Source organism: Brevibacillus sp. SIMBA_040 (assembly GCF_046535075.1).
Lineage (GTDB): Bacteria > Bacillota > Bacilli > Brevibacillales > Brevibacillaceae > Brevibacillus.
The window spans coordinates 1-327 of record NZ_JAWRXI010000104.1; the positions used below are offsets into that span (position 1 = coordinate 1).

The 327-nt window shown below is 58.1% G+C and carries 1 protein-coding gene; it reads right to left on the minus strand.

Annotation, left to right across the window (positions count from 1 at the left end; all coding sequences use genetic code 11):
• A partial coding sequence (locus tag SB752_RS32150; protein WP_410719461.1) for a hypothetical protein occupies positions 1 to 264 on the minus strand: 264 nt, incomplete at its 3' end.
• Between the last annotated feature and the right edge of the window lie 63 nt (positions 265 to 327).

The following is a 327-nucleotide window of genomic DNA, read 5'->3' on the forward strand; positions in this document are numbered from 1 at the left end:
GGCCAATACCTGGAGAATCTCCTGCGACGAATAATCCACGTACAACACGCAAGCAGTCGCGTCGCTTTTAAGACGAACTTCGACCACCTTTCTGTGTGGCCCACGTTCGATGAAACAGCGGGTCGAACGCCCATGGGGCACCACGAACGTTCCGGCGTTCAACACCCTGTCCAGGCTGACGTCCTGTCCACCTGCTCTCACGGCGACGGTCACGTCGGCGTCCTCGTTGCCAACCAATGTCGGTTCGAGAATCGGCTCAAGCATGTAGCCGTCCTCCGTGAGAAACAGCAGGCTGTGCTTGTTCAACCAGCGCCGGTCATCACCTTG